Genomic DNA, 1,067 nt, shown 5'->3' on the forward strand with positions numbered 1-1,067 from the left:
ACTGCGGATTCGAAGCGGTGCCGGGCGTCACCGGCATCGTCGAAGCCGATCCCGTTGCAGCTGGCCACGCCGCCGAGGCCGATCCGCGCGATCAGCTCCCGGCCCCGGCGCGGGTCGTCCGGGTCGGCCGCGGCGTCCTCGAACTTGACCTGCTCGGCGAAGCGGATGGCGTTGCAGATGTTCTCCTCCGCGGTGGCCACCTTGTCCACGGCTAGGCCCACCTGGACGGAGGCGGCCGCGACCTGGGCGGCGGCCGCACCGATGCCGACCACGGCGGCGGCGATGGGTGCCGACAGCGAGCCCTTGCTGGTGGCGGCCAGGGCGATGGCGCTGGCGGAGGTGCCGATGGCGTTGGCGAGACTGACGCCGGCGATGGCGACCCGCACACCGGCCATGATCTCGTTGCCCCGGCGTACGTGCAGGGCGAGGTCGCGGAAACGCAGGTACATGCCGGCGTCGATGCGTACCGGCGCGCTGCCGGCCTTGTTGTGTCCCTCGTATCCCGCCACCCGGTCGAGATCGTAGGCGGCAAAGGCCGCCCGGGCGGCGATGTTCGAGCGCGCGAGCCGCCGCGTGCAGCCGAGCTTTCCGGCCAGCTCCGCGGGTCCCACGGCGATCACACGGTCGTCGTTGTCGCCGTCGCGGCGCTGTCCGGGCAGCTCGAAGCCGGCGGCGGCGTTGAGTCCCTGGTACCGGCCGTCGTCCCCCGGGTGTGCGAGGGCATAGGCGGCGACCGTGTCGTGGGCGCCGATGGTCAGGCCGCTGTCCGGGGCCCGGTCGAGCAGGTTGCGGCAGAAGTCGAGCCCGTTGACCGGGTCATCGTGGGTGCGGGGCAGCTCCGGGGTGTAAGCGGTGGCGGCGGGCAGCGCCGTGAGGTCGCTGCCCCCGGTGTCGGCGCCGTAGCGCACCGGTGCGTCCGGTGGGTCGACGCCCAGGCTCTGCCACGGGACGCGGCCGATGGCGTCCCCGCCGCAGTCCTCGGCGCCGTCGCCGTCGCTGTCCGGGCACGGCAGGCGGTGACGGCGCAGGACGAACCCTTCCACGGCGCTCTGCAGCCCCGCGAGCCG

1 protein-coding gene is annotated in these 1,067 nt (G+C 74.1%); it reads right to left on the reverse strand.

Annotated features, from left to right (window positions below):
- Positions 1-1,043, reverse strand: a 1,043-nt coding sequence (locus tag G7A99_RS20695; RefSeq protein WP_205599971.1) for a hypothetical protein, incomplete at its 3' end; no start/stop codon positions are given.
- Positions 1,044-1,067: the final 24 nt, after the last annotated feature.

The sequence above is a fragment of the Arhodomonas sp. KWT genome (assembly GCF_010993615.1).